Genomic DNA, 19057 nt, shown 5'->3' with positions numbered 1-19057 from the left:
CCCGCTGCGTGTCAGTATCTTTTTTTTTTCGACGATCATTACACGCACCGCTTTGGCTCTGTAGCAGGGCTTGACCAACCTTCTGCTTGATCATTTCAACCCTTACTTCTAAATCGTACAATGTGTGGCCCAAGGGCATTGATTCAAGTTTATCGTACTCGGAATCTATTAGTTTATGTAACTCTTCTCGTGTCATAATTAAAAGAATGTAAATTACTAACTTAAACGACAATTTGCAATGCACCCTTTACGGTGCTTTGGCTCAGCAAGATGTAAAACTCAATTTGATGAGTGCTACTAGTCAAAGATTAGAAGTAAGTTATGAAATTCCGGCTCTGCCCAATATCGGCCTCGAACCCATTGTAGGACTTAATTTTCGCAAATGGGCCGACGGCACAAGCATAAATGGGCAGGATATTTCGGTCAAAAGATTTGGCTGGATTGCGGGGTTCAAAGGTAATTTTTATTTTGGTCACCACGATGACCTCACGGGTTTTTACGTCAGCCCTTACGCCATTTTTAGAAGTGACAAAATTGATTTTCAAGAGCCTACCCGACACACTCGTTTGTCTACGGGTCTGATGATTGGTCAAAAAGGCTTTATTTGGGAACGCCTAGGCTACAGCGTAGAAGGCGGCTTGGGCTATAATCCTATTTACAAATACAATGATATAAAAACGGGAGCAAAAGTAGATCTCGAAGAAAGCATTCCTATTTTAGGCAGTCTTACCAAAATAAATATTCCTTTCCGAGTTTCGTTGTTTTACCGCATTAGCGAATAATTTGAAGTCGGAAAACTTCCCAACAATCATTTATCAAACAAAAAAGCGCTTTCGAGGAAGCGCTTTTTTAGTATAGCGTATATTTAAAAATAGGCCAAAAATTCCTAATTAAAATCTTGCCTTTACGTTTTTGTGACTGACGATAGTCGGCCTATTTAGCAATCAGCCTATCGACTGAATACCTCCCCGCCCCTGCCAAAAAAATAGTAGCATAAGGCAACAAATAAAGCAAAGCGTGTTCTTTTTCGCTCAGTGGTTCGTGGGCATGCATCAGAAACGCAACCACCAAAAAATGAATGATTTCGATTCCAGCCGCTACCCGCGTCAGCAAGCCCAACATTACCAAAACAGGGGCAATCACCTCCCCTAGCACGGCCAAAGCGTGCGACAACCTAGCACCCACGTGCAGCGGATCGGGAAAATCAGACGCTCCCTCCAAAAATGTCAGGAATTTGTCATAGCCGTGGGTCAATAAAAGCAAAGGCACTCCTATTCTCAAAATGAGCAATCCCAAGTCGGTGTAATTGTGGAGGGAAGAAGGTTTGAAAAACTGAAGCATATCTTACAGAATTTGTTGTAACAGCAAAAGTAAGAAGAATCCGCAGCCTATTCTAGGCATTGGGGGGGGCCGCCTCCAGGAATTGTGTCAAGCATCATTGCTCAGCAAACAGTCCAAAACCCCGGCAACGTTTTGAACTTTGCCGGGGTTAATTTGCGGGAATTGATAAAGGACTAAGGGTAAAAATTTGTTATGAGTCTTAACACAGAGGTACGGTCAAGATGACCGTACCTCATTCTAGTGGATAAGCCTCCTCAACGCGCGCCGTCATCGACTGCTTTGAAAGGATACGCGTTTTTATTGGAAGCAAAAAGACACCTTCGTCAATCGTGGGGGCTTGGTAGAATTTCGTAATTTGGAGGCTGAAGAAAAAGACTTCCATTTCCTCAGTCAAGTATTTGGGGAGGTAGTGGAATCGCGGAAAAACAAACAGAATAGCAAACACCCTTTCCAGAAAACCTTAAAACTACCTTTTTAAATGCCACAATTTCGCACAACTTTAAAGAAAGGACTCCCAATCTTCTACATTGGGATTTTTTCCATCACTTTAGTAGATTCCATCTGCTCCATTATTTCACGAGTGTATGATATCCAATACTCTTCTTTTTACCCTCTATCCTACACCATTTACATTCTAATCCCCTTTTTTATATCGCTGAAAACAAACAAAAGAACCGCCGTCATCTATGCAGCTCTGCTAGGTGCGTTTGATGCAACTATTGGCTGGACTATCTCCATGCTTTTAAAAGCAAAAGCATCTATAATGAATTTCGAACTAACGCCTACTGTGTGGATTTACGCTATTGTGAGTATGATGGCCATATGTGCTTTACTTGGATTTTTGGGGGCACTTGCCGCATGGATTTTTAAGAAATTAAGACCACAACCATAATTAGGGCAGTAACTATCTAAAAATAGCTATTAAAAAATCAGGAAAAACGCTTTTTTAATCCGTTCTGCCGGGAGATATTTACACTATCAAATAATAGATAATTATTTGATATTCTGTGTTTTAAAGTAAACATTCTAAGCAAAATGGAACAACAAAGCATCCCCCAAAAAAGCAATCGGGTCACAACTCATTTAGAACACATCATCGCCGCTACTGGCAAAACCGAAAGGAAATATTTGGAATGGGCATCGGAAGTAGGACGACAAATGCACATCAATACCTTGGACAAATCGGTATGTGCCAAACTCAATATTTATTCAGCCGCCTACGCCTCTTCTTTTAAATATTTCGGAAAATGAGGTAAGTAAGTACTTCATCCAAAATAGCCAAAACCCTTATGAGATAGGTAAACTCTGGAGCGAAACCAAAGCCGATGCCCTCACATGAATATGTAAAAGTCAATAGCCTGACATTCTTTCCTAAAAATGACTTTGTTGCATGTTTGAAAAGCAGTCAAAGAAAAAGGATGATGCTAACGAGCCGCAACGTTTGTTTCTGACGCACGCGGTTTTGTTGCTTTGTCGTTCCAAAAAAAGCCGTTTGGTAGATTGGGCGTTGATTTGGGCATGGCTCACTCACCCTTTCAAAAAAAATCCAATCCCTGACTTTGCGTACGATAAACACAATGACCACGGTCGAAGAGCTAGGCGAGGTTGGAAACACTTTTTTGAGGAGGGGGCGTTGCTAATGAACCAGACCGAAATGCTCCGCGAAGAGGAGTTTAAGGAACGAGCCAAAAAAGCCATAAGCGACCCTAGTGGGATGAGTTTGTTTTAAAATAGAAAAGGGGAGCGAATGCCCCCTTTTTCTATTTCTTGATGTAATCACTTATCCTCCTCCTGAAGAAATGCCTCCCTTGGCGGCAAAGCCACCCTTAGTACCACTACCACCTTGGGCTACAATTACACGCTCAAAACCACCACTTTTTGCGAAAAGAATTAGGTCAAGAGTCGATTCTACCGATACAAGGTTGCGGCCTACACCTCCTTCGATGATTCCATGCGAACGAGAACCACTTTCAGATTTTGCAAATAAAGTGTTCCCTGCAAGTACAAGTGTTACAACTATAAGGGCTGCGAGTTGCTTTTTCATGGGCGTTTTGTTTTGGTTTAAGTAAAAAAAGAGCTCAGAAATTAATAATTATCTGAGCTCTTAAATATGAATAGTTTTTTTAGTCTATCTACATTTTCGCTCTATGTAATGCACACTCCCCACTCGTCCAGTCGAGATGGACTTAATAAGGTCGGAGTAAAATGGCGAGAGATGCATCATAGAACAAAACTTTGTTATTGCGTTAGTTGAGATACATTTACAGCATTCAGTTAGTTCCACAGTTCTCTACTTTTTTTAAAAAAACTTTATTCTATAAAAATCAGGTAAAGCCTTACTAAATAACCTCTTACTTACCACAAAGAATAATACTTTGCTAATGAACCAGTCCGAAATGCTCCGCGAAGAGGAGTTTAAGGAACGAGCCAAAAAAGCCATAAGCGACCCTAGTGGGATGAGTTTGTTTTAAAATAGTAGCTTTCCTGCTTTTTAAATCTTCTTAACTCATTGAGCAATGAGTTAAGAAGACTTTGATTCGTGAGATAACACTAAAAGACATTTTAGTAGCTATTTCTGAAAGTTTTTTAACGTCGAAGATTGTCTTGTGAAACGCCCGTTTGGTGAGACAATAAAGTAGTAGAAATTGTCAGACAAAGTCATGATTTCTATACTCTTGGTTTGTTTAGCCAATGAAAGAAAACAATGACTGATTGAAAAAATTTAATAGCCTGATACAACTGTTTTTTTATAAAACATGTCTAATCCCTTAGAACTAAAATTTTATACTATGAAATTTTCAAAATCAGTATTTGTTATCATTATGGGGTTTACTTTCTTATTCGCCTGCAATGATAGTAAGAACCTCGTCGATCCTATGGAGAATCAGCTTCAGGACAACACACTCAATGTCCAAAGAAACCGGCGAATATTGGTTTATGGAGAAAACATTAATGTCTATGGTGAGTATGGGATGTACACCGGCGGAATTGGCCCTAAATATAACGTAACAGATTTCGATGAAAACGGTTTTCCGACAGTAGCGAAAATTGAGGCAGGATATGGCGAAGGGTTTCCCGGGCTTTGGGGAGCATATCCCAGCACGGTCAAATTAACTTATGATAACCACTTTAGACTTATTAAGTCCATCCAGAGGTTTAATGATCTTGTTTTACCACATAGCTATACGGTTCCGGATGGCAAGACATTAGATCCGGATCGTGAAATTCATCAGGAATATGAGTATGACGGCGAATCCGATCGCATCAAACATGAACTTCGATATTATCTTAATATCAAAACCGGAAACAGGCAGGTTGTTTACGAAATATTTCGCACTTTTAATGGCAAGGGAAGACTTTTAAAAGCTTGGAATGCAAAAGAAACCATATTTGAAGCTGTTTATGATAAATACAATAACCCGGTATTTCAAAAAAGAGGGCCTGATATCCAAACCTGGGAATACAACTATGACAATTCCGGCAGACTCATTCATCGTAAAGTTTCCGGTACTAAATTTTATGAAGAAAATCAGTACGACGCACAGGGAAGATTAACAAAACAAATCGGGAATCTAAGCTCCCCCGGATTCCAACAATTTATTATGCCTCCGAGGGTTGGCGAACTGGTTTCCACCGACTTTGATCAGGGAACCGACTATTTTCATATCAATTCTTACACCAAAGACAATCTTGTTTATTTTGCATCGGATCAATATTCTTTTGATTTTCAATACGTTGACGGCAAAGTAGTTGCCGTTAACTCACTTAGAGACGATAAATATGTCCTGAATAATCGGGGAAAACTGGAAAGGAGGGAACTTTTGGATAGTTGGGACGGTGGATCAAAAAACGCCTATTTTATCGAAGAATATATTTATGATGACTACGGGACATTTGTGCAATTAAAACAATGGAAAACGGACAGGGATCGCCAAAATATCCTGATTAGCTACGGAATAACGCCGGTTCTTAAATTTAAGGAATATTGATTTTCGTAGGGCATATGTTACAACCTATGCCGGACCACAAACCATTCTGATGTGGTGACCGAAGTTCGAACCCTGATGAAGGAAATAAAGTTCCGGTTCTTTCCCTACCCTTGTGCAAATCAACCAACATATACAGCCAAGTAAATTGAACCATTGTCTATTACAATTTACCTGGCTGTCTCTTTGAAACTAAGTAAGATTATTCCGGACTTGCTTGTTTAAACCATAGAAATCGGCCCGGCATTTTTGAGATGGCATCAAGTGAGAAGATGCCGGTACACTAAAACACTATTCAACCAAAATTTTGGTGGTAACTATTTTCAGTCCATTGCTTACATTGATAATATAACTTCCTTTGGCGGGAGTGTTTATCTGAAAATATCCGTCGTGCTGCTGTAGTGGTAAAGCATGCCCCATCATATCAAAAAGTGCTACTTTCCCATTTTTAAAATCAGTGGGTATTTCCATTTTAAAGGTGCCGTTATTAGGATTTGGGAAAACGCTTAAATTGTTCTCTGCACTGCTTGGCTCTGTACTCAATATAGGGCTGATAACTATATATATGGCTTTAGAAACGTTACTGCAGCCATTGTGAGTGACTTTCACGGTATAATTTCCCGAATTGGAAATCTCATAAGCTACCTGATTGGCTCCTTCTATGTCCTGATTGTCTTTTTGCCATTGATACGAAAATCGTTCTCCTTTGTTGGCTTGAAGAGTGACTTTAAACAAGGTGTTGTCATTGCCGGTTGTTAATGGGGTGATTTCGGCCGGAGGAGGAGAATTGTATATCCCTGAAATAGCTTAACACCAAGCGTGTAAAAGTGTAGCTAGTCAATAGCGCTCTAAAAATTCCGTCCTTTTTACTCCCCCAATCACACCTCAACTTGGGGTGTGATTTTTATTTTATTATGGCAAAGAAACTAGGAATTGGAAAACTAAAACGGGTACTCAAGATAGATGAAGACCGATTGGACATCTACCTCAAGTACTATGGCCGCGAAGTCGAGTGGGAGCAGCTCACCCCCACCCAGCAAGAAATGCTCGAACGATACCGCGAAGCATGGGCACTCTACTGCATGGGCCGTACCGAAGAAATGGTACGTAGTCAGCTCATGAGGAAACACGACCTTCAGGAACGTCAAGCCCGTTACATTTTTGAGGAGTCTAAGTTTATTCATGGTCGCCTCGACCAAGTCGATAAGGATGGACGCCGAGCGGCAAGCATCGCTTTTTATGACCTCATGTCAAACTTGGCCATGAAAGACAAGCAGTACGAAACCGCCGTCACGGCCCGCGATAAAGCCGACAAACTCGCCAAACTCCACGAAACCGATGAAACCGGGCTCAACCCTGATGATTTCATCAAAGCGGCCAAATTCATTTTCGTCAATAACGTAAACGTGCTCAAACAGCAACAACAGGAACTAGATGAATAACGAGAAGGTCGTCAAGATACACGCCAACGATAAACAAATTAAATTTTTGAGGTCCAGAGCCAACCGCAAATCATTCATCGGCGGTCGTGCCTCCGGAAAGTCTACGGTGTTAGGCTTTGTGGTAGGTAAATTGTTCAATGATTTTCCTCGTGCCAAATGGGTCGTAGGGGGACTCACCTATGTCCAACTCGACCTCATTGTTTTACCCGCCATTCGGGAGGCATTAGGCTTTATGGGCTATTCCGAATACCATCCCAAACAAAACCCGGCGGGCGTGTATGTGGTAGGTATTCGGCCACCCGATCACTGGATCACTCCCTACAAAAAAGTGGGCAGGCTGGGCTATCAATATTGCCTTAGCTTCATCAATGGCTTTACGCTCCAGTTTTGCAGCCAAGACCGCGCCGAAACCCACCGAGGTCTCAGCATCGACGGCGTGCTCATTGATGAATCAGCCACCATCAGCAGTGATTTTGTAAGGAAAGTGCTGCTCCCCGCGAGGCGTGGAAACAACTACGCTCCCTGGGCAAACCACCCTTGGAACAAAGGGTTCTTCGACTTCAGCTCCGCAAGCTGGACCCAAGAAGGAATGTGGATTTACGAAACCGAAGAGCATTACAATGCCATGATTGAGCAACGGAGCAGGCTCACTTCGGACGAATTAAAGGCCATTCCCCCCGGATTTTGAACAACAACTACCCCACCAACTCAACCCGCTTGAACACGCCAAGTACATTTTTATTACTATAGTTTTGCAAGATTGCGTAGTTTCGCCACTTTAAAAACATAAAGCCTGTAAGTTTTTGGCTTACAGGCTTTTCAATTGTCGGGATGGCGAGATTCGAACTCACAACCATTCCCCTAGAAAAATACATGTAAGCACCTGTTAAACAATCAATTATACTTCTTCGGTTTTGCCACCATTATTGGCAATCTGACTGTCCTAGCAATACACCATAGGCATTGTCTCTTTTAGCATCTTTACTCGAATTGTACTTTACGATTTTTACACGGACATTAGTTAAGCCATTATCCTTTAAGACTTGGCATAGATACTCAGCATATCCGTCTCTTCGAGTACCATCATCTTTTACTGAAGCATAGAGTACATTGCTTTCTGTGATGACAGCATCTAATACTTTAGGCTCTTTTTTTATTTCTGTCAAGGCCTTGTCTTTATTAGGAGCAGGAACGTTTTCAACCATTTCTGCTTGCTGCAATGAATCTTCTTTAATGGTTTCAGCTAACCTTTCTGCATTGCGTTTATCAATTTCTTCTCCATGAAATATTCTTTGATAAGCCAAAAAAGCAATCACTAGGGCAAAGAGTCCTATTAGTATTTTTTTCTTCATAAATAGAGGTTTTAAGGTTTAAATTATGTCAATTAAATAAATTACAGCTTGATAATTTTTTTGAGTAAAAACACTCAAAATCGTTTTTTTTAGGAATTACCCCTAATTAGGGCTTGTCCACAGGTGTTTCAATATTTTTAAGACTTTCAATTTTTTTATCTCGCTCTTCCTTCTGTTTATTCAAATCATAAATAGCACGAAGATATTCAAGTTCTTTTTCCTTAGCCTCCCAAACCGCCTTATCAAGTACCACCTTTTCACCCAAGTCAATTACCCCATCGCCGGACCCATTTTGTTCATAACTCAGTTGATTGGGCGTGACTCCTAGTATCTCACACAACTTCATTAGTCTTTCACCTTTAGGCAAAGCTTCGCCTTTTTCCCATTTTGATACGGACTGATTTTTAATCCCTAGCTTTTCGGCTAACTCTTTCTGTGTCAATCCTTTTTCATTCCTAAACTTTATTAGGTTCTTAGAAAATGCCGTCATAGTTGTAAAAAATTGTTGGTTTAATTTGGATAATCCAACTACAAGTTGGATATTTACCATGTAATTATTACACGGTAAAATTTACATGGTAAAAATACAGTGTAAGGATTGATAACCAAAACTCTCTATGATAAAGAATCAATCTATTGAGCGAACGGTCGAGAAGCTACGCCGACGGTTTCGTGAACTGCTAAGTGAATGTGGTGGAGCAGAACGTCTGTCTAAAAGGCTTGCTCTCATTGATCACTATTTCGATTCCGTCAGTGGCTACAACGACATAAGAAACGCCAAGAGGGAAAAGGCTGGAGAAGAAGCGATGATTAGAATCATCAATGCTATGGAAATTCTGGCTAAGTCAAAGACTTTTGAAACCCCCTCTAGTCGCCTTAACAATTCCTTCAAAAAAATGGGGATTGTGGAAGCTTATCAGCCAAAGTTCTCCACGACACAAAAGCTAAAAGAGAAGTTTGACCAAAACAAAAGATAGGCCCTATGCTCCTAACTAAACTACTCCTAACCCTTGGACTGCTTATCGCGGCTCCTTTCCTGCTCCGAATCCCCCACCACAAGGATAAATAAACCAATCAATTAACATTCAAATTCTAAGCACAATGAAACATCTATGGATTGAAACAGAGCGTGGTATGCTCATCGTAGCCCGTAAAGAGTATCTTCAAAAAGACGGTATGCCTGCCTGGGATGATACTATACTCGGAGGGGTGGATACCTCTAACAATTACTCAATGGGTTGGGCTTTTTTGGCAACTACCAAACGCGAGCTGATACTAAGACATAGCTCAAGTGTGGCTCAAAATGACGTAGAACGCTACCTCATATTTAAGGGAATCCTACCAAACGATTTTAGCCGAAATGCTCATGAAAAAACTGTGTGATTTACTCTACGAAACTGGCAACATTGTGCTAATGGCTCTTATGCTAGCTGCTTTTTTTCTACTCCACTTTTTCACCCCCAATTCGGATGAACCCTATCACAATGACTACAACGACTAAGCAAATAACCCAACGGCCTTCTGAGTGGGTGGCCACTTACGATATGCTCCTGGAACTGTCTTGTCACCCTCTGCAAAGGGCTCAACATTTTTCCGAAAGTGAGCAACGACAACTCCTCATCATCTTTGAGGATATCATCTTTCAATTCCCCCAACAAGGAAATTCCAAAGAGGCTATTACCGTCCTTTTGTTGGCAAAAGATGTGGACTTAATTGTACGGCTCATTCTGTGGTTCAAAGGATATCTTACGAGCCTTCATTGGCTAGCTGAGCTGCTTCCTAACGAATATTTGAAAAAGTACGCACAGGTGGAGCATATCGAACGTAACCTCATGCTACATGCAAAAGAGAAAACTAATGTCGCCCAAAACGACCGTGTTGATGACGCCTACTAATGTCGCTCAGGTCGAACACATGCTCCGTACCAAAAGCTCATGGAAGCTAGGAGCGGCGGGAATGGCCGCTTGCAGGCGCATTGTCAGAGAAGCCATAGAATCGCTCCCACAGCAATACGCCCACCCTTGGCAGCTCAGTGAGTTTAGGCGTGAACAAACCCGACTGGAGCGGCTTCTTTCCCAACTCGGTGACTAAAACAATCCCCCCTGCTCCCGTAGTGGAAACAAGGTTAAGGGTTTAATTAAAGTTTCTCCCCCCGGCAGTTGTCGGGGACGAGAGCAGGGGATTTTATCTGATTGATTTCATTTTTTAAAGTATATATGATGATTAGTTTTTTCACCCAAAATATAGGTACTAACGCGGGACAAATCCCCTCTGACACGCTCCAAATCGAACAGGTTGTGGAGCTAATCAAGGGTGATACCTATGCCTTACTCATACAGGCTATACGAGCTTTTACGGACAAAAAAAGCCAAAAAGCCGCTAAAAAAGAGCTGCCTTATGTCACCTTTTCTGGTACTTTTTTGCCCACCCGGCTTGAAACAAACCTTGTTCAGCACAGTGGGCTAATGAGCCTTGATTTTGACAATGTAGGCAGCCTCGACGAAACCCGGATGCAGCTCCAGTCTGACCCTTACGTTAGGCTGTGTTTTGTGAGTCCGCGCGGCAATGGCCTCAAAATCGTTGTGCAGATTAAAGCTTGCAGCTCCGAAAAGCACAAAGAGTACTTCTACGACCTGAGTCAGTACTTTCAGCAAACCTATTCTTGCTCCCCCAGCGCCGATGCACAGTGCTGCGACGTCACCCGCGCTTGTTTCTTGAGTCATGACCCGGAGGTGTATTACAACCCCGACAGTCTGGAGTATAAAATCAAAGGCTTGGCACTGCCCAAAAAGAAACATACACCTCTACCTTACACGGGTCCGATGGATGATGTAGCAGCTCATGCCGAGGCGGTGGTCAAGCGCATCGAAGAGGCACGTATAAACATCTGCGGTGAGCCAGGCAGTAGTTACAACAACCGCCTGCTTTTGGGCTTTGCCCTTGCCACTTTGGGCGAAGTAGGCCGGAGCTTATACCACCGGATTGCGGTTTTTCATCCCGAATATGAAGGCCATGAGTACGATAAAAAATTTGATAATTTCCTTAAAACTACCCGGTTTGTTACACCCGGTTATTTTTTCAGCACCGCCCAGCAACATGGCATTGATATCTCTAAACCTCGCCAAGAAATCATCCTGCCCCACAAGGCCAAACCAAAAAAGAAAAAGGAGGTCTCGACAACCCAAGACCCCAAAACCTCTGAATCTGAAGAGCCTACCGAAAAATCCAAAAAGAGAAAGGCTTATGATGACAGCTCCGCAGATGGAAAAGTGTGGTACCACTATCCCACGGGGATTTCTATCTACGGCAACAAAAACTGGGTAAGGGTCGCTGACAACTTCCAAATTTTTATCAAATACTGCACGGAAGATGAAAATGAGGAACTTACTTGGATACTCGAACTTACCCAACCCTCCAAACCCCCTATCTATCTCGAAGTGAGCCATGAGGAGTTTTGTTCGGCCAAACGCCTCAAAGACGCCATTGCTGCCAAACGCCTTAGCCTCAAAATCACCGATGCCTATTTGGGGGAGCTTCATTCCTACTTGTTTGGTACCGATTTTGCCACCGCCGAGAAAGTCTCACGTTTTGGGTGGCATCCCGAATCCAAGGTGTTCTTTTTTGCCAATAAAGCCGTAGTAGGTCCCCAAATGCTTGCCGAACCTGATGAGTTTGGTATCGTGAAAGCGGGAGAAAAGTACCTCTCTATGCCAATCACCAACAAGAAGAAACTCAACCGCTTTACTCTTACCGAATCCGATATAAGCTTTAACCGATGGTTTTCGATGCTGTCCGAAGCTCACAAGCAAGAAAATGCCTTCATTCCCGCTTGTTTTTACTTGATGTCGGTATTTCGGGATTTGGTGGTGGCTCATACCAAAGCAAGCCCTATTTTGTATTTGAAGGGAGGAGCATCGACCGGAAAGAGTAGTATCATTAGAAGCATTTCGAACCTATTCGGTTTTGAACAACAGGGTGTTAACCTCAAAAACAAAAATACTGAAGCGGCACTGGTAAGGCTCATGTCACAAGCCTCTAATACCGTGATTTGGTTTGATGAGTACAACAATGAATTTCCTTACGAGGGCCTTTTGCAAGCAGCTTACGACAACGACGGCTACCACCGAGCAAGCGATACCACAAGCCACGCGACGGATTCGGTCGATATTTTCAGCGCCTTGGCCCTTACCTCCAATTACCTGCCCGACAACCCCATATTTTTCTCAAGGTGTATTTTTGTTCCTATTACGGAGCAAAAAAAGACCCCCCAACAAATTGATGCCTTCAACCGCCTACGTGACCTCGAAAAAGTAGGTTTTGGGGCTGTTACTGTCGAAGTATTGCAATACCGGACACTGATTGAAAACGCCTTTCAGAAAGCCTACGATAACCTCTATACGAGCATTAAATTTTCGCTCTCTGGTGAGAGTGTGGTAGAACGTCTGGTTTCCAACATGGCCCGGGTGATGACGCCTGCTTATATCCTGCAAACCTATGAGCATATCAACCTAGGACTGGAGGTATGTGACCCCGAAAGCATACTGGAGGAATTTGTAGAAATGGGAGTGGCCAACATCCGCCGCCAAAACCACATCCAATCTGAGAAAACCGCCTTGAGTGAGTTTTTTGAGATTCTTCAGTACGCCTATGAGCAGAATCTTATCTATCCGGGGGTCCATTTCCGCATTGAGGGAGAAATGCTTTACCTGCGGTTTCCATCGGTTTATACAATTTATCAGCAAAAATATCGGCAGATAAATTTTAAGCCTGGTGCCGATAGAGACACGCTTCGTCAGGAGATTTTGGCTTTTGAGCAAGGCAGAGACGAAAAAGAAATCATAAAAGGTATTCGTTTTTCGCCCGACGATTTGGATGATACCAGTAGAGCTACCAAAGTAGTAACAAATTCTTGGTCAATCACTTACCCTAGAATCTCCGACAAATTTGGGCTTGATTTTGAGCAAGTAAACAGAAATTAAAATATAAAATCATCCCTCTGATTTTATACAACAATACAACAATGATATATAAGTATCTGATAATCAATATTTATAGTGTTGTAAAAGTGTTGTAAAACTGTTGTAAAAGTGTTGTGGTGTTGTAATTGTAGTTTTGCCTACAACACTTTTACAACAGCAAAAAGCATTTAAGGTGCTGTATATCAACAAAATACAAAAGTGTTGTAGTGTTGTACTCCAACAGGGGGTGATTTGAAAAGATAGTTTTTATTTCAATTCAATTTTTCACCTTTAAAAAGTACAATTATGAACGAAGTCAAATTACGAGGTAAGTATCTAGGAGCAACCCAAATCAAAGAGGTAGGCACCAATGGGACAAAGATTCGGCAGTTTTATGTGGATATTTCTGACAATCCAGAGTATCCCAACACTCCAGAGATGCAGCTTATCAACGACAAATGCACTTTGGTAGAACATCTTACGCTGGGTCAAGAAATTGAAGTTTTTGCCCGGCTAAAGGGACGTAAAGGAGTAGACAAAGACGGCGTAGAGAGAGTATACACCAATGTGGACGTGTGGAAAATTAACGCTATCCAACGTACCAGCGCCGCTTTTGTAGTACCAGGGCAAGCAGCTCCCACCCCTGCCGTCGGAACATTTGCCAATCCTGCTCCCAATACCCCTAAATCTGACGTACCATTCTAATCACTTGAGGGGCCTGTAAAAGGCTCCTCCTAAACTTTCTACGCATGGACTTAATGATAGCTTCGAACCCCCAAGATAATTCAGAAATGAGTTTTCTTAGTCTGCCTCTCAAGGTTCAAAATCGGTTGTTGGCTTGTCACCTCAAGACGCACGTTCAGTTGGTGGATGACCTGAATGAAGACCTTAAAATCTTACATGGACGTCTAAAAAAACGCCACATCGAACTGAACGATACCCAAGAAAAATTAAGGCTACGTAACAAGTTGGTAGCAGCTCATTATGAGTTTTTGAGACTTCATGGTTTACAGTCCGCTTTTGATAAATTTTATCAAACTTATAAGGAGCAAGGAAAGGGTTAAGATATGCCTATTGACTATAACCATTATCCGTCCAATTGGCTATCGGAAATCAGGCCCGCCGTCCTGCTCAGGGCTCAGAATGCTTGTGAATGCTGCGGGGTGGGAAATTATCAGGTAGTGAGGTGGGAAAACAACACCTATCAATCTTACGGCCCAAAACAACCTGAAAGCTTCAAAAAAGCCCGGTCCATTTTGATAGAAGCCCAAGCCTCTCATTTCTACGGTGATTGGAAAATCATCGTCCTCACCATAGCCCACCTCGACCATGACGTGACCAACAACGAAATGAGCAACCTCAAGGCACTCTGCCAGCGATGCCACCTCAATCACGACCGCCAAGACAATGCCCGGCGGCGCAAGTATGGCAAACATCATGAGCAACACCAATTAAAACTACTATTTGAAAATGGAAAACAATAGTCATCAAATCAGGCTCCTGACCGAAGGGAGTATTTGGCGCTTGACTGAAGGGAGCATTTGGCTGGATGATAAGAAGCGTACCATTGTGGTATTTCGGATTATTTGGGAAAATGCCGTTAACGTCAAGTTTTTTGAGTTACTGGTTATTCCCGAAATGAAGATATACACCAAATCGGCCAAACTCGTCGAAAACCTCCTCAGGATGGGTGTCATGCAGTTTTGTCGAAATTGTGAAAGAGAGTAATGTTCTTAAATTATAGTCTTAGGTTTAAACTGTAAGATAGAGATACTTTTGTACAACAAAGCCCCGTGTTACCAGCACGGGGCCTATTGATAGCTGAGCGCTACATCCCAATTCAAATATAACGCTTAGCATTTTATGTCTGCTCCCAAATCTGACAAAATTATTGCGATTCCCGTCAAGCCGCACGTTAAGACTTTTCTTGAACATTCTTCCAACCTAGGCAAAGGTCCCTACGAAATCAGGAAAGACCATTGGCTAGGGGAATTGATTACGGCCATTTTCAGTTTTCATCCCCTCACTGAGCCAGAAATCCCGGCGGATTATCTGCCCGAAAAAACGGTCAAATTACCGACCGTCGAAATCATCCCCAAATTCCGAATTAATCGTCAGCTCCTCACCGATGAGCACCTCAACAAAGTAGGGCTATCGATGGAGGTGATGTTTAAGCACGCCTTGATTTTTTATGCCCGTGGCCGGATGTCATTGCTCAACAGTGAGCAAGGCGCCGTCAACTGTTTCTACAAAGAATACGGCATTGACACCGACGACTATGACACCTCAGCGGCCTTCAAAGTGGTGAACCGCGCCAAAGATGCCCGATGATTTTATGTCCTGTTTTGGCAAAAAGCTGTCCTATTTCGGCGGTTTTGTGTCCTGCCTGCTTCGGGTCTTCAAAAACGTGTCCTTCCAATTCTAAACCTAGTTTTTGACCTTTGTCTGTTATGGTTACAGTAAATGAAATAGGTGGTTTTGAGCAAGCTACGAACGCCGGGTACGTGCGTACGCTGTACTTGCTTGATATAGCTCATTTGGAAGGCATCATCGACCCGCTGACTTTTCCCAATCACCTCAATAGTCTCACCATTCCTAGCAACGGACTGATTATCCCCGTCGGGTGCAACGTAGACAAACTCGGTTTTCAGCCCAAAAGCTGCCTCTTTACCGAAACCACCGGACGCGATGCCAATGGTATCTATTACGATGCCAACTTCGTGCTGGAGTTCCCCCGCGACCGGGTGGAGGTCTTGAGTTGGGTTCAAGCTACGCGCTACCGTGAGTATGCGGCCATTTGGGAAGATTACAACGGTACCGCCTACCTGACGGGCTGCCATGAAATGGGACTAGAAGTACAGTCGTCTCGCTCAGTGGCCTCCCGCAATGCAGTCACCCTATCCATTACGGGGCGTTTTGGCTTTCCTTCCTACTACCTTGAGACCATCAACCTTACCGATCTTTTTGCCGTAGCCGACTTCAGCTTTGAATTTTCGTTTGACTTTAACGCCTAATTGTTATGCCAACTTTCCCCAACTTAGCTTCTTTTATCGCAAGCGTGACCGCTAAACTCACCAAACCCAGACGGGGTATTGGCGGTTCGGAGGGCGTGCGGGCATCAGATGTGTTGACCGCGCTCATTGATGCAGGCACTTACATGTCGGAGTTAATCGGTGGTGCTCCCGTCAACCCTACCACTGGAAGGCTCCCCAAGAAAAATGGGGCGGGGGGCTTTGACGATAGTCTCATCTCTGAGACAGGGGGCGTGGCCACGGTCAATGGTAACTTCAACGTGACGGGTGTCATCAATGGCATCCAGATGAGCAAAGACATGGGCAATGCTTTTGGTGCCACCACCTATCTGAAGATTGCCAAGCTACGGGAGTTTGAGAGTAGTGCTAACTACGATAACATCATCGTGGACCTGGTTATTACCCGGCTCTGGGCGGCTGACCATTTGCTCATCAGCCGGTACATTTTGGCCAACCGGGGCAGTACCTCAGCCACCCATAAGTACAAATGGTACATCACGGGTGGAAAAGGTCCCCTTGCGGATAACATTGTAGCGGGAATTTTGTGCGTAAAAAATACCACCACCGGAGAGGTGGACATCTATATAAAGGTAAGTCCTACCTACAACCTTGTACGCTTCAACGTAGTTTCGGCCAACAACATTACCTTTTACCCCAGCGAAGCTACGACCACCACCGCCCCTTCAGGAACCGTAGAGTTTGACTCTACCCAATTTAATACATACCCGCCCATGTTTTATGTGGACAATTCAGGAAACATGAAACTGAGGGGCACCCTCACTCAATCCGTAACCACTTGGTAACCATGAATATCAACCTAACAGAAGGTCTATTTAAAAAGCTCTATGAGAGCATGACCGAAGAAGAACGCACGGAGGCCATTGCCGAATTAGGCTTTGGCGTTGACACCGAATTTGAGGTCTCCATTAAAGGCACCATGTCGCGGGGAGTGACCATGCACGAGTTTTATGTCAACAAAGTAGTCACCAAAGAAGTGACCATGGTCGAAGGGCTACCCGCCGAGAATGTGGTGGTAATCCACGGGGAGCGGCAATTGATGCCCATCAAAGAAGCGGATATGCAAGCCGCAATGGGCATGATAATGGTGGCCGCTGGGGGATGAGTGCGCTCCCTACGCCCGCCATTAGGCACCTCTTAGATGCCCCCAAAGACGACTGGTACGTACTGGAAGAAGATTTTTTCTACGTACCAGCGGGCTACGTCTCCGACGGCTGCTCTGTCCCGATGTGGCTTTGGTGGTGGTTTCCGCCCCTAGGTGCTTATCTGGTGCCTGGGCTGATTCACGACTACCTCTACGAAACCAAAATCTACAGCCGGGCCTACGCCGACTGGTTGTTTTGGAATCTGCTGGATGCCTACGCGCCTCATACACCTCACCGAAATTACTTGAGGTATGTAGCCGTTCGGATTTTTGGCCGCTGGTGGTGGAAAAATGCCAAGTACATCGACATCAACAATTACCGAAATTAAGATACTATCGGTGAGCCGATTGTTTTTTCATGCGTAGTTGGAAAGCCTTTGGGTCATACTCAAGGGCTTTTTTGCGTCCTGTGGTGCCGCTAAAGATTGGGATATGTTCGTGGCATCTTTTTGTATGCCAATGAATACCACGATTGAATCCCTGATAGGACGTACTTGGGCGCTTGAGCCTCGTTTTCACAATGCCCTGTCGATGCTACTGGCCCGGCGTATTGCCCAAGGTGATAGCACGATTGTCGTACCCGAACGCGTCGAACCCTCCGCCATAGAACCAATGGCTTATTGGCGCGACAACCAAGGCGTAGACCACTTTGGGTGGAATGTAACCGCTCAGAAAAGTGGCAAGGTAGCGATCATCCCCGTCATGGGAGCCATGACCCGCTACGGCGACCTCTGCTCCTACGGCTCCGAAGACATGGCCAGCTGGATATGGGAGGCCAACAGCTTGGACGAAATCAGTGCGATTGTATTGCAAATCGACAGCCCCGGTGGAGAGGTAAACGGTACCGAACTCCTGGGCGAAGTGATACGGACCAGCCAAAAACCCGTGGTGGCGTATGTGCAAGGCATGGCCGCGAGTGCGGCATATTGGATAGCTAGCCAAGCCCGCGAAATCATCATGGAAAGCGAGACATCGAGCGAAGTAGGTTCGATTGGTGTCTTGGCGGTCCACGTCGATGCTTCAGAGTACTATGCCAAGGAGGGACTGAAGGTCACGATTATCCGCTCAGAAGGCAGTGACGACAAAGCCCTTTTCAACGACGTGGAGCCGCTGAGTGAGCAGCTCATTGCGCAGGTCAAAGCCGACCTTGCCCCCATCAAAAACCAATTCATCAAGACCGTCAAAGCAGGACGCCCCAACATCGGTGAGGTGTTCACGGGAAAGATGTACAATGGCAAAGAGGCCCTCAAGCTGGGCATGGCTGACCGGATTGGGTACCTAGGCGATGCCATCCAACGAGCCGACCTTTTGGCCCGCAAACAAGCGACTACCAACTAATTTTTTTATACAGCTATGCACAAGCAATTGTCAAGTTTTTTCAAAAAAGCCAATGGCGCCGTCGTAGTGGTGGGACAGCCCAAAGCCGAAGAAACCGCCGAAACCACGACGACCGAAACCACCGAAGAATCGGAAGAGAGTACGGAGGAAACCACGACCGAGACCACCACCGAAACCACGACCACCGAAACTACCACGCCCCAAGCGGGTGCCATGGTGAGCATCACCCAAGACCGCTATACCAAACTCGAACAAATGGAACGGGAGCTTAACGAGCTGAAGCCCAAGTACGAGATTTTGAACACTTGGTACCAGAACGTGAAAGGGGAAGGGCCAACCGTGGGCAAGGATGCTTCGGACACCAACAGCAGCACCCAAGCCAAGAGCTGGGAAAAAGCGCCTTGGAACCAGTAATGATTTTTTCATTTTTTTAATACCTATACAGC

The 19057-nt window shown here is 44.1% G+C and carries 29 protein-coding genes; 24 read left to right on the top strand and 5 right to left on the bottom strand.

What is annotated here, in order from left to right:
- Positions 1 to 233 precede the first annotated feature (233 nt).
- Positions 234 to 782 carry a hypothetical protein gene (locus P1X15_RS07380; protein ID WP_277337504.1) on the top strand — a complete coding sequence of 183 codons (549 nt, stop codon included), beginning with the start codon at positions 234 to 236 and terminating at the stop codon, positions 780 to 782.
- A 151-nt stretch (positions 783 to 933) separates the two neighbouring features.
- Here P1X15_RS07380 and P1X15_RS07375 read toward each other — a convergent pair whose 3' ends face one another.
- On the bottom strand, positions 934 to 1341 hold the full coding sequence (locus P1X15_RS07375) for a DoxX family protein (RefSeq protein WP_277337503.1): 408 nt from the start codon (positions 1339 to 1341) through the stop codon (positions 934 to 936).
- A 478-nt stretch (positions 1342 to 1819) separates the two neighbouring features.
- Between P1X15_RS07375 and P1X15_RS07370 the strand changes: the two genes are divergently transcribed.
- From P1X15_RS07370 to P1X15_RS07360, 3 genes are all read left to right on the top strand, one after another.
- Complete coding sequence (locus tag P1X15_RS07370) at positions 1820 to 2233, top strand: hypothetical protein (protein WP_277337502.1); 414 nt, start codon at positions 1820 to 1822, stop codon at positions 2231 to 2233.
- Between the two features lie 143 nt (positions 2234 to 2376).
- Positions 2377 to 2592: a hypothetical protein gene (locus P1X15_RS07365; protein ID WP_277337501.1), complete on the top strand. Its 216-nt coding sequence runs from the start codon at positions 2377 to 2379 to the stop codon at positions 2590 to 2592.
- A gap of 139 nt (positions 2593 to 2731) precedes the next feature.
- Positions 2732 to 3070: a hypothetical protein gene (locus tag P1X15_RS07360; RefSeq protein WP_277337500.1), complete on the top strand. Its 339-nt coding sequence runs from the start codon at positions 2732 to 2734 to the stop codon at positions 3068 to 3070.
- Positions 3071 to 3121: 51 nt separating this feature from the next.
- Here P1X15_RS07360 and P1X15_RS07355 read toward each other — a convergent pair whose 3' ends face one another.
- Positions 3122 to 3385 (bottom strand): hypothetical protein, encoded by a 264-nt coding sequence (locus tag P1X15_RS07355; RefSeq protein WP_277337499.1) that lies wholly within the window; start codon positions 3383 to 3385, stop codon positions 3122 to 3124.
- A 712-nt stretch (positions 3386 to 4097) separates the two neighbouring features.
- On the opposite strand from P1X15_RS07355, the gene P1X15_RS07350 reads away from it, so the two are divergent.
- Complete coding sequence (locus P1X15_RS07350) at positions 4098 to 5330, top strand: hypothetical protein (protein ID WP_277337498.1); 1233 nt, start codon at positions 4098 to 4100, stop codon at positions 5328 to 5330.
- Between the two features lie 288 nt (positions 5331 to 5618).
- Here P1X15_RS07350 and P1X15_RS07345 read toward each other — a convergent pair whose 3' ends face one another.
- Positions 5619 to 6062 carry a T9SS type A sorting domain-containing protein gene (locus P1X15_RS07345; RefSeq protein ID WP_277337497.1) on the bottom strand — a complete coding sequence of 148 codons (444 nt, stop codon included), beginning with the start codon at positions 6060 to 6062 and terminating at the stop codon, positions 5619 to 5621.
- A gap of 179 nt (positions 6063 to 6241) precedes the next feature.
- On the opposite strand from P1X15_RS07345, the gene P1X15_RS07340 reads away from it, so the two are divergent.
- Entirely contained in the window at positions 6242 to 6769 is a 528-nt protein-coding gene (locus tag P1X15_RS07340; RefSeq protein ID WP_277337496.1) for a hypothetical protein, read from the top strand.
- Positions 6762 to 7457 carry a hypothetical protein gene (locus tag P1X15_RS07335; protein WP_277337495.1) on the top strand — a complete coding sequence of 232 codons (696 nt, stop codon included), beginning with the start codon at positions 6762 to 6764 and terminating at the stop codon, positions 7455 to 7457. Before P1X15_RS07340 ends, P1X15_RS07335 begins: the two co-directional genes overlap by 8 nt.
- Before the next feature lie 235 nt (positions 7458 to 7692).
- On the opposite strand, the gene P1X15_RS07330 is transcribed toward P1X15_RS07335, so the two are convergent.
- Both P1X15_RS07330 and P1X15_RS07325 read right to left on the bottom strand, forming a co-directional pair.
- Positions 7693 to 8121, bottom strand: coding sequence for a hypothetical protein (locus P1X15_RS07330; RefSeq protein ID WP_277337494.1), 429 nt, complete (start codon positions 8119 to 8121; stop codon positions 7693 to 7695).
- 106 nt (positions 8122 to 8227) lie between these two features.
- The gene (locus P1X15_RS07325) at positions 8228 to 8671 is read right to left on the bottom strand and encodes a helix-turn-helix domain-containing protein (protein WP_277337493.1); all 444 of its coding nucleotides are present in this window, start codon (positions 8669 to 8671) and stop codon (positions 8228 to 8230) included.
- Positions 8672 to 8738: 67 nt separating this feature from the next.
- Here P1X15_RS07325 and P1X15_RS07320 point away from each other — a divergent pair, with 67 nt between their 5' ends.
- The 17 genes from P1X15_RS07320 (at position 8739) to P1X15_RS07240 (ending at position 19025) form a co-directional block, all read left to right on the top strand.
- Complete coding sequence (locus P1X15_RS07320) at positions 8739 to 9098, top strand: hypothetical protein (protein WP_277337492.1); 360 nt, start codon at positions 8739 to 8741, stop codon at positions 9096 to 9098.
- A gap of 124 nt (positions 9099 to 9222) precedes the next feature.
- Entirely contained in the window at positions 9223 to 9504 is a 282-nt protein-coding gene (locus P1X15_RS07315) for a hypothetical protein (RefSeq protein WP_277337491.1), read from the top strand.
- A complete protein-coding gene (locus tag P1X15_RS07310; protein ID WP_277337490.1) occupies positions 9488 to 9622 on the top strand; it encodes a hypothetical protein in 135 nt (44 codons plus the stop codon). Before P1X15_RS07315 ends, P1X15_RS07310 begins: the two co-directional genes overlap by 17 nt.
- Positions 9606 to 10016 carry a hypothetical protein gene (locus P1X15_RS07305; RefSeq protein ID WP_277337489.1) on the top strand — a complete coding sequence of 137 codons (411 nt, stop codon included), beginning with the start codon at positions 9606 to 9608 and terminating at the stop codon, positions 10014 to 10016. The genes P1X15_RS07310 and P1X15_RS07305 overlap by 17 nt, the downstream gene beginning before the upstream one ends.
- Complete coding sequence (locus P1X15_RS07300; protein WP_277337488.1) at positions 10003 to 10212, top strand: hypothetical protein; 210 nt, start codon at positions 10003 to 10005, stop codon at positions 10210 to 10212. Before P1X15_RS07305 ends, P1X15_RS07300 begins: the two co-directional genes overlap by 14 nt.
- Positions 10213 to 10337: 125 nt before the next feature.
- Complete coding sequence (locus P1X15_RS07295; protein WP_277337487.1) at positions 10338 to 13100, top strand: BT4734/BF3469 family protein; 2763 nt, start codon at positions 10338 to 10340, stop codon at positions 13098 to 13100.
- Positions 13101 to 13385: 285 nt separating this feature from the next.
- Positions 13386 to 13784 (top strand): DUF3127 domain-containing protein, encoded by a 399-nt coding sequence (locus P1X15_RS07290; RefSeq protein ID WP_277337486.1) that lies wholly within the window; start codon positions 13386 to 13388, stop codon positions 13782 to 13784.
- A 44-nt stretch (positions 13785 to 13828) separates the two neighbouring features.
- Positions 13829 to 14143: a hypothetical protein gene (locus P1X15_RS07285; protein WP_277337485.1), complete on the top strand. Its 315-nt coding sequence runs from the start codon at positions 13829 to 13831 to the stop codon at positions 14141 to 14143.
- Positions 14144 to 14146: 3 nt separating this feature from the next.
- On the top strand, positions 14147 to 14563 hold the full coding sequence (locus P1X15_RS07280) for a hypothetical protein (protein ID WP_277337484.1): 417 nt from the start codon (positions 14147 to 14149) through the stop codon (positions 14561 to 14563).
- Positions 14550 to 14807: a hypothetical protein gene (locus P1X15_RS07275; protein ID WP_277337483.1), complete on the top strand. Its 258-nt coding sequence runs from the start codon at positions 14550 to 14552 to the stop codon at positions 14805 to 14807. Before P1X15_RS07280 ends, P1X15_RS07275 begins: the two co-directional genes overlap by 14 nt.
- A gap of 135 nt (positions 14808 to 14942) precedes the next feature.
- Positions 14943 to 15410 carry a hypothetical protein gene (locus P1X15_RS07270; RefSeq protein WP_277337482.1) on the top strand — a complete coding sequence of 156 codons (468 nt, stop codon included), beginning with the start codon at positions 14943 to 14945 and terminating at the stop codon, positions 15408 to 15410.
- Positions 15411 to 15529: 119 nt separating this feature from the next.
- Positions 15530 to 16093 (top strand): hypothetical protein, encoded by a 564-nt coding sequence (locus P1X15_RS07265; RefSeq protein WP_277337481.1) that lies wholly within the window; start codon positions 15530 to 15532, stop codon positions 16091 to 16093.
- A gap of 5 nt (positions 16094 to 16098) precedes the next feature.
- Positions 16099 to 16914 (top strand): hypothetical protein, encoded by an 816-nt coding sequence (locus tag P1X15_RS07260; protein WP_277337480.1) that lies wholly within the window; start codon positions 16099 to 16101, stop codon positions 16912 to 16914.
- 2 nt (positions 16915 to 16916) lie between these two features.
- Positions 16917 to 17234 (top strand): hypothetical protein, encoded by a 318-nt coding sequence (locus P1X15_RS07255; RefSeq protein WP_277337479.1) that lies wholly within the window; start codon positions 16917 to 16919, stop codon positions 17232 to 17234.
- Entirely contained in the window at positions 17231 to 17602 is a 372-nt protein-coding gene (locus P1X15_RS07250; protein WP_277337478.1) for a DUF1353 domain-containing protein, read from the top strand. Before P1X15_RS07255 ends, P1X15_RS07250 begins: the two co-directional genes overlap by 4 nt.
- Positions 17603 to 17732: 130 nt before the next feature.
- Positions 17733 to 18611 carry a S49 family peptidase gene (locus P1X15_RS07245; RefSeq protein WP_277337477.1) on the top strand — a complete coding sequence of 293 codons (879 nt, stop codon included), beginning with the start codon at positions 17733 to 17735 and terminating at the stop codon, positions 18609 to 18611.
- A 15-nt stretch (positions 18612 to 18626) separates the two neighbouring features.
- Positions 18627 to 19025, top strand: a complete 399-nt coding sequence (locus tag P1X15_RS07240; RefSeq protein ID WP_277337476.1) for a hypothetical protein — start codon at positions 18627 to 18629, stop codon at positions 19023 to 19025.
- Positions 19026 to 19057 lie beyond the last annotated feature (32 nt).

It is taken from the genome of Runella sp. MFBS21 (genome assembly GCF_029433105.1).
Taxonomy (GTDB): domain Bacteria; phylum Bacteroidota; class Bacteroidia; order Cytophagales; family Spirosomataceae; genus Runella.
The sequence above is the reverse complement of the archived record's forward strand: the minus strand, read 5'-3'. Positions and strand labels throughout refer to the sequence as shown.

Bases quoted from the DNA above. Each gene is read 5' to 3' on its own strand.
- P1X15_RS07240 (WP_277337476.1), top strand. From the start codon at position 18,627: ATGCACAAGCAATTGTCAAGTTTTTTCAAAAAAGCCAATGGCGCCGTC.
- P1X15_RS07310 (WP_277337490.1), top strand. From the start codon at position 9,488: ATGAAAAAACTGTGTGATTTACTCTACGAAACTGGCAACATTGTGCTA.
- P1X15_RS07255 (WP_277337479.1), top strand. From the start codon at position 16,917: ATGAATATCAACCTAACAGAAGGTCTATTTAAAAAGCTCTATGAGAGC.
- P1X15_RS07330 (WP_277337494.1), bottom strand. From the start codon at position 8,121: ATGAAGAAAAAAATACTAATAGGACTCTTTGCCCTAGTGATTGCTTTT.
- P1X15_RS07360 (WP_277337500.1), top strand. From the start codon at position 2,732: ATGTTTGAAAAGCAGTCAAAGAAAAAGGATGATGCTAACGAGCCGCAA.
- P1X15_RS07370 (WP_277337502.1), top strand. From the start codon at position 1,820: ATGCCACAATTTCGCACAACTTTAAAGAAAGGACTCCCAATCTTCTAC.
- P1X15_RS07320 (WP_277337492.1), top strand. From the start codon at position 8,739: ATGATAAAGAATCAATCTATTGAGCGAACGGTCGAGAAGCTACGCCGA.
- P1X15_RS07315 (WP_277337491.1), top strand. From the start codon at position 9,223: ATGAAACATCTATGGATTGAAACAGAGCGTGGTATGCTCATCGTAGCC.
- P1X15_RS07335 (WP_277337495.1), top strand. From the start codon at position 6,762: ATGAATAACGAGAAGGTCGTCAAGATACACGCCAACGATAAACAAATT.
- P1X15_RS07355 (WP_277337499.1), bottom strand. From the start codon at position 3,385: ATGAAAAAGCAACTCGCAGCCCTTATAGTTGTAACACTTGTACTTGCA.
- P1X15_RS07280 (WP_277337484.1), top strand. From the start codon at position 14,147: ATGCCTATTGACTATAACCATTATCCGTCCAATTGGCTATCGGAAATC.
- P1X15_RS07295 (WP_277337487.1), top strand. From the start codon at position 10,338: ATGATGATTAGTTTTTTCACCCAAAATATAGGTACTAACGCGGGACAA.
- P1X15_RS07325 (WP_277337493.1), bottom strand. From the start codon at position 8,671: ATGGTAAATATCCAACTTGTAGTTGGATTATCCAAATTAAACCAACAA.
- P1X15_RS07285 (WP_277337485.1), top strand. From the start codon at position 13,829: ATGGACTTAATGATAGCTTCGAACCCCCAAGATAATTCAGAAATGAGT.
- P1X15_RS07250 (WP_277337478.1), top strand. From the start codon at position 17,231: ATGAGTGCGCTCCCTACGCCCGCCATTAGGCACCTCTTAGATGCCCCC.
- P1X15_RS07300 (WP_277337488.1), top strand. From the start codon at position 10,003: ATGACGCCTACTAATGTCGCTCAGGTCGAACACATGCTCCGTACCAAA.
- P1X15_RS07265 (WP_277337481.1), top strand. From the start codon at position 15,530: ATGGTTACAGTAAATGAAATAGGTGGTTTTGAGCAAGCTACGAACGCC.
- P1X15_RS07340 (WP_277337496.1), top strand. From the start codon at position 6,242: ATGGCAAAGAAACTAGGAATTGGAAAACTAAAACGGGTACTCAAGATA.
- P1X15_RS07275 (WP_277337483.1), top strand. From the start codon at position 14,550: ATGGAAAACAATAGTCATCAAATCAGGCTCCTGACCGAAGGGAGTATT.
- P1X15_RS07260 (WP_277337480.1), top strand. From the start codon at position 16,099: ATGCCAACTTTCCCCAACTTAGCTTCTTTTATCGCAAGCGTGACCGCT.
- P1X15_RS07245 (WP_277337477.1), top strand. From the start codon at position 17,733: ATGAATACCACGATTGAATCCCTGATAGGACGTACTTGGGCGCTTGAG.
- P1X15_RS07270 (WP_277337482.1), top strand. From the start codon at position 14,943: ATGTCTGCTCCCAAATCTGACAAAATTATTGCGATTCCCGTCAAGCCG.
- P1X15_RS07365 (WP_277337501.1), top strand. From the start codon at position 2,377: ATGGAACAACAAAGCATCCCCCAAAAAAGCAATCGGGTCACAACTCAT.
- P1X15_RS07350 (WP_277337498.1), top strand. From the start codon at position 4,098: ATGTCTAATCCCTTAGAACTAAAATTTTATACTATGAAATTTTCAAAA.
- P1X15_RS07290 (WP_277337486.1), top strand. From the start codon at position 13,386: ATGAACGAAGTCAAATTACGAGGTAAGTATCTAGGAGCAACCCAAATC.
- P1X15_RS07375 (WP_277337503.1), bottom strand. From the start codon at position 1,341: ATGCTTCAGTTTTTCAAACCTTCTTCCCTCCACAATTACACCGACTTG.
- P1X15_RS07305 (WP_277337489.1), top strand. From the start codon at position 9,606: ATGACTACAACGACTAAGCAAATAACCCAACGGCCTTCTGAGTGGGTG.